The 5,478-nt window shown below is 68.4% G+C and carries 7 protein-coding genes; 4 read left to right on the forward strand and 3 right to left on the reverse strand.

Annotation, left to right across the window (positions count from 1 at the left end; genetic code table 11):
* Positions 1 to 536, reverse strand: a 536-nt coding sequence (locus VFW69_RS25155) for an FGGY family carbohydrate kinase (RefSeq protein ID WP_526505786.1), incomplete at its 3' end; no start/stop codon positions are given.
* Between the two features lie 30 nt (positions 537 to 566).
* Here VFW69_RS25155 and VFW69_RS25160 point away from each other — a divergent pair.
* The 4 genes from VFW69_RS25160 to VFW69_RS25175 all read left to right on the forward strand — a co-directional run bounded on the left by VFW69_RS25160 (position 567) and on the right by VFW69_RS25175 (position 3,624).
* Complete coding sequence (locus VFW69_RS25160) at positions 567 to 1,547, forward strand: NAD(P)-dependent oxidoreductase (protein WP_526505788.1); 981 nt, start codon at positions 567 to 569, stop codon at positions 1,545 to 1,547.
* Entirely contained in the window at positions 1,544 to 2,197 is a 654-nt protein-coding gene (locus tag VFW69_RS25165) for an L-fuculose-phosphate aldolase (protein WP_526505790.1), read from the forward strand. The genes VFW69_RS25160 and VFW69_RS25165 overlap by 4 nt, the downstream gene beginning before the upstream one ends.
* Positions 2,197 to 2,508: a hypothetical protein gene (locus VFW69_RS25170; protein ID WP_526505792.1), complete on the forward strand. Its 312-nt coding sequence runs from the start codon at positions 2,197 to 2,199 to the stop codon at positions 2,506 to 2,508. Before VFW69_RS25165 ends, VFW69_RS25170 begins: the two co-directional genes overlap by 1 nt.
* A gap of 81 nt (positions 2,509 to 2,589) precedes the next feature.
* Entirely contained in the window at positions 2,590 to 3,624 is a 1,035-nt protein-coding gene (locus VFW69_RS25175; RefSeq protein WP_526505794.1) for an NAD(P)H-dependent amine dehydrogenase family protein, read from the forward strand.
* On the opposite strand, the gene VFW69_RS25180 is transcribed toward VFW69_RS25175, so the two are convergent.
* On the reverse strand, positions 3,621 to 4,853 hold the full coding sequence (locus tag VFW69_RS25180) for a zinc-dependent alcohol dehydrogenase (protein ID WP_526505796.1): 1,233 nt from the start codon (positions 4,851 to 4,853) through the stop codon (positions 3,621 to 3,623). The two genes, VFW69_RS25175 and VFW69_RS25180, sit on opposite strands and share 4 nt — an antisense overlap.
* Positions 4,850 to 5,478, reverse strand: a 629-nt coding sequence (locus VFW69_RS25185) for an SDR family NAD(P)-dependent oxidoreductase (RefSeq protein ID WP_526505798.1), incomplete at its 5' end; no start/stop codon positions are given. The genes VFW69_RS25180 and VFW69_RS25185, both read right to left, overlap by 4 nt.

Here is a 5,478-nt window from a genome sequence, read left to right on the forward strand (position 1 = left end):
CGCTCGGCGCAGGCTTCGGGACTCCAGCCGGTCCCGTCGAACAAGGGGAACGCGGTGGCGGCGGTGGCAATGTCGATCACCGGCTGGCCCGACAGCGCGTAGTTGGCCACCGCCGGCGCGGGCCAATAGCCGGCGGCGCCCGGCGCCTGCTCAGCCGTCCAGCGCAAGAACTCCGCGGCCTCACCGAGCGCGGGCAGCGGCTGCGCGTCGCCGCCGGGGGTGCGGCCCCGGCCGTCCCCGTAGAGAAGTCCCGGCGTGATAGGCGTGCCGCTGTCGTCGACTGCGGTCATCGACGGCACCATCGCCGAGACGGCCGCCGCCGCGATGCCGGGTTGGTGCACCAGTTCGCTCAGCGCCGCCGACGGTCCACGCCGCCACGCCGCCTCGGCGTCGTGCTCCAGCCGGTCGGGTGCCGGTACGCGCAGCTGATGCGGGATGCGCACGCGGCCCGTCACGTTGCCGTCGGCGTCGGCGGCTATCGCCTTGACCGCGGTGCTGCCGACGTCGATGCCGATTGTGACGTCTTTGCGTGACACGGGCGTCACCGTACGCCAGCATTGGCACTCGTGACGTCTAAACCGCGCGCCTTGGTGACCGCCCCCATGCGGGGGCCGGGCTTCGCCAAACTGCGCGAGCTGGCCGACGTGGTGTACGACCCCTGGATCGAGCAGACGCCGCTGCGCATCTACAGTCCCGAACAATTGGCCGAGCGGATCACCGGCGAATCCGCCGAAATCGTGGTGGTGGAAAGCGATTCGGTGCGCGGCCCGGTGTTCGAGCAGGGCGTGCGCGTGATCGCGTCCACCCGCGGCGACCCCAACAATGTCGACATCGCGGGTGCCACCGCGGCCGGCATCCCGGTGCTCAATACCCCGGCCCGCAACGCCGATGCCGTCGCCGAGATGACGGTGGCCCTGCTGCTGGCCGCCACCCGTCACGTGCTGACCGCGGACGCGGATGTACGCAGCGGCAACATCTTTCGTGACGGCACCATCCCGTATCAGCGGTTCCGCGCCGCCGAGATCGCAGGACTGACCGCCGGGCTGGTGGGCCTCGGCGCCGTCGGCCGCGCGACGCAATGGCGGTTGTCCGGACTGGGCCTGCGGGTCATCGCGCACGACCCGTACAACCCCGACGCCAAGCACAGCCTCGACGAGCTGCTGAGCAAGGCCGACGTGGTCTCGCTGCACGCGCCGGTCACCGACGACACCGCCGGCATGATCGGTGCGCGGGAGTTCGCCGCCATGCGCGACGGCGTGATCTTCCTCAACACGGCGCGTGCGCAGCTGCACGACACCGACGCCCTGGTCGACGCCCTGGCCGCGGGCAAGGTGGGCGCCGCGGGGCTCGACCACTTCGCCGGCGAATGGCTGCCGGTCGACCACCCGCTGGTGGGGATGGGAAACGTCGTGCTGACGCCACATATCGGGGGTGCCACGTTCGACACCGAGGCGCGGCAGGCGCAGATGGTGGCCGACGACTTGGAGGCGCTGCTGGCCGGCGAGGCGCCCGTTCATATCGTCAACCCGGAGGTGCTGGGGCCATGAAGTACGTCGACGACCCGGAAACCGCGGTGCTGGACGCCGCCAAGGACATGCTGCGCCGCGGCCTGGTGGAGGGGACGGCAGGAAATATCTCGGCGCGACGTGCCGACGGCAACGTCGTCATCACCCCGTCATCGGTGGACTACCGCGACATGCAGCTCGACGATCTGGTGCTCATCGACGCGGACGGCGCGGTGTTGCAGGCGGCCGAGGGTCGGTCACCGTCGTCGGAGATGCAGCTCCACCTGGCCTGCTATCGGGCCTTCGACGACGTCGGCAGCGTCATTCACAGTCATCCGGTGTGGGCGACCATGTTCGCCATCGCCCGCGAATCGATCCCGGCGTGTATCGACGAGTTCGCGGTGTACTGCGGCGGCGACGTCCGATGCGCCGACTATGCCGCATCGGGCACGCCCGACGTCGGTGTCAACGCGGTGCAGGCGCTCGACGGCCGCGGCGCAGCGCTGATCGCCAACCATGGCCTGGTGGCGGTGGGACCGCGGCCCGACAAGGTCCTGCATATCACCGCCCTGGTCGAGCGGACCGCCCAGATCGTTTGGGGCGCACGCGCACTCGGTGGCCCGGTGCCGATCCCCGAGGACGTCAACCGCAACTTCGCATCGGTTTACAGCTATCTGCGCGCCAACACCTGATGCGCCCGGTCCGGTTCGACCTGGGAACGCGCCTTTTCCCGCAGACGCCGCCGTCCGGTTGGCGGGACAATGCCGATCTGCTGGTGCCGGACTTCTTCTATCCCTCGACCGATCAGTGGCACATCGCGATCCAAAGCTGCGCCTTCGACGTCGACGCGCCCGCCGCGGCGGTCACGCGCCAGCGGATATTCGCCGAGGCCGTCCAAGCGAAGGCCGCCATGATCCCTGCGCACTACCCCGGTCGCGGCGGCGCAACGATCCGCGCGGACCGATTCGACGTTGGCCAGTGGCTGGACATCGAATCGCTCTGACGGACAACAACTCTCGGCAGGACAATAGAGTGGCCAGCGATTGACACACGCGTCCAGGCGGTGGGGTCTACGGTGTGAGGCATGGCGCCATACCGCGTAGTCCAGTGGTCAACCGGCAACATCGGCAGTCGAGCGCTCGGCATCCTGCTGGACCGTGACGACTTCGACGTGGTGGGCGTTCACGCATTCGGTTCGGATAAGGCGGGCCGCGATGCGGGTGTGCTGGCCGACCGCCCCCCAGTCGGTGTGGCCGCAACCGCCGACGCCGACGCGTTGATCGAGCTTGCGCCGGACTGTGTGAACTACATGCCCCGTGTCATCGACTACGAGCTGGTGATCAGGATGCTGCGCTCCGGCATCAATGTCGTCACGACGGGAGATTTCGTGACCGGCACCCATCACCCGGTCGAACTCCCGGCGCTCGAGGAGGCGGCGCAACAGGGGCGCGCGACCTTCCTGGGCACGGGGTTCGAGCCAGGCTTCATCAACGTCGTTGCCGGGTTCCTCACCGGCGCCTGCCGACAGGTGCACAGCGTCAAGCTCGTCGAGACATTGGACTGCACAACCTATCCCGTACAGGACGTGTGGAAGGTGCTCGGATTCGGCACACCACCCCGTGAGCGGGTGACGCGCCTCGAGCCGGAGACGCAACGATACGGCCTCGGCTACTTCGAGACGCTGGACATGATCGCCACCATGCTGGGCACCGAGCTCGACTCCAAGGAGGCATTCGTCGAGCCCGCCGTGCTGACAAGGGATCTGAATCTGGGCTGGGTGGACTATGCCGCCGGCACCGCCGGGGGCCAGCGGCGCACCTATCGCGGCTATCGTGGCGGCCGCCCAGTGGTCGAGCTGGCCATCTGCTGGACCATGAGTAACGATGCGCTCGACCCGCATTGGACCGACCCCGAGGGTTTCAGCGTGGTGATCGAAGGTGAACCACACGTCGACGCGACGATCCGGTTCGGCCTGCCGGGACAGGACGCGATGACCGTGTTGATGGACAGCACCGCTGTCGCGGCGGTCAACGCCATACCGTTCCTTTGTGACGCACGACCGGGTGTCATCACCCCGATCGACTTGCCGATCACCGGATCCCCAGGGGCACTCGCCTAGCGCTGGTCGATCCCCACCTTCACCGCGCCGCTGTCGCCCTGGTTGGCGATCGCCACAAAGGCGTCCCGCCACTGCTCTAGCCCGAAGGTATGGGTGAGCATGGGACGCAGGTCCACCCGGTGAGCGGCGGCAAGGTCAAGGTAGTGGGCGATGGCGTGCTTGCGCTGCCCGTCCACCTCTTCGACGCCGAAGGCATTCGAGCCGACGAACGAGATCTCCTTGAAGTAGAGCGGGCTGTCCTCCCACCGCCCGGGGGCGTGAACACCGGCCTTCACCAACGTCCCTCGCGACCGCAGGACCCGGACGCCGACTTCGAAAGTCTCGGGCTTGCCGACGGTGTCGTAGACGACGTCGACGGCGCCGGGGTGAGCCATCGGCAGCCCCTGCAGCGGCTGGCGTAGCCGGCCACCGCCCCAGGCGACGATCTCGTCGATGATGGCCCTTCGCGGTTCGTGCGCAAGGATTTTCGCGGCACCGAACCGACGGGCCAGCTCGGCCTGCGCAGCAAAGCGCGCCACCACCGCGACGGCCACCTCGGGATGCAGCGCCCGCAGGATCGCGACGGCACACAACCCCAGCGAGCCGGCCCCATACACGAGTGCGGCGCCGGAGCGGGGCGGCGGGTGGCGGGTGATCGCGTGCAGCGACACCGAGAACGGGTCGGCGAACACGGCCATCTCGTCGGGAATCGAGTCCGGTACGGCGAACAGCATGCTGTCGTGGGCGGGCATCAGTTCGGCGTAGCCGCCAGTCACGTCGGCCGATACCCCGGTGTGGATGCCCGGCTTGATGTCGCCGTCGGTGAAGCTCCAGCACAGGCTGTAGTCACCGGCTTCGCATGCGGGACAGGGCGGTTGGATGCCACGCGGCCCGCAGGACAGCCACGGGTTGAGCACCACCCGCTCCCCCACCTGCAGCCCCCGGGCCTTGGGGCCCAGCGCCACCACGTCGGCGATCACCTCGTGGCCCATGACTTGCGGGAACGAACAGAACGCCGCCATGGCGTTGTCGGTGTCGCCCTCGCCGAAATCCATCAGGATCTGCTTGGAATCCGACCCGCAGATGCCGGTCAGCCGCGGCCGGGTGATCACCCAGTCCTCATGCGGCAGTTCTGGGTCCGGCAATTCGCACAGGGCGGTCGGGGTGTGCGCCAGGTTCTGGGTCAACGGGTTGGCGTCGTCGGGAACATCGAAAGGCTCCGGCGGCACGCCGTAGACGAGTGCCTTCATCGGGACGCCATCCCCGCCGCCCCGGCGATGAACGCATCCAGGTCAGCGTTTTTGGCGTCGATGACGGCCTTCATGTCGGGCAGGTAGTGCTCGAAGCGCTCACTGCCCATGGCCGCGATGATGCCGTCGGCCACCACGTCCGCGGCCACCTTGGGTCCCTGGTAGAGCGGTTCCTCGCTGCCCGGGTGGTCCCAGATCTCGGTGTCGACCGGGCCCGGCTCGATCAGCTTCACCGAGATCGGCGTGTCATGCAGATCCACGGCCATCGCCTCACTCCACCCGCACAGCGCGAATTTGCTGGCACAGTATGCACTTTCGTGAATTATTCCGAGCCGGCCGCCGACGCTGGACACGTTGACGATCATGCCCGACCCGCGCGCCAGCATCCGCGGCAACAGCGCCAGCGTCAGGCGCATCGGGGCGAAGAAGTTGACCCTCATGACGTCTTCGGCCTCGCCCGGGTCCAGTGCGATGACGCTGCGCCGCTTGGGCATCGCGGCATTGTTGATCAGCACGTCGATGCCGCCGAGCGTGTCCCAGGCCCGCAGCGCCAAGTCACCCAGCGCCGACGTGTGGGCCAGGTCGGTCACGAACATGGCCGATCCGGGTGAGGTGTGCCGGCAGT

Origin of the sequence: Mycobacterium sp. (assembly GCF_036273375.1) — a bacterium.
Taxonomy (GTDB): Bacteria; Actinomycetota; Actinomycetes; order Mycobacteriales; family Mycobacteriaceae; genus Mycobacterium.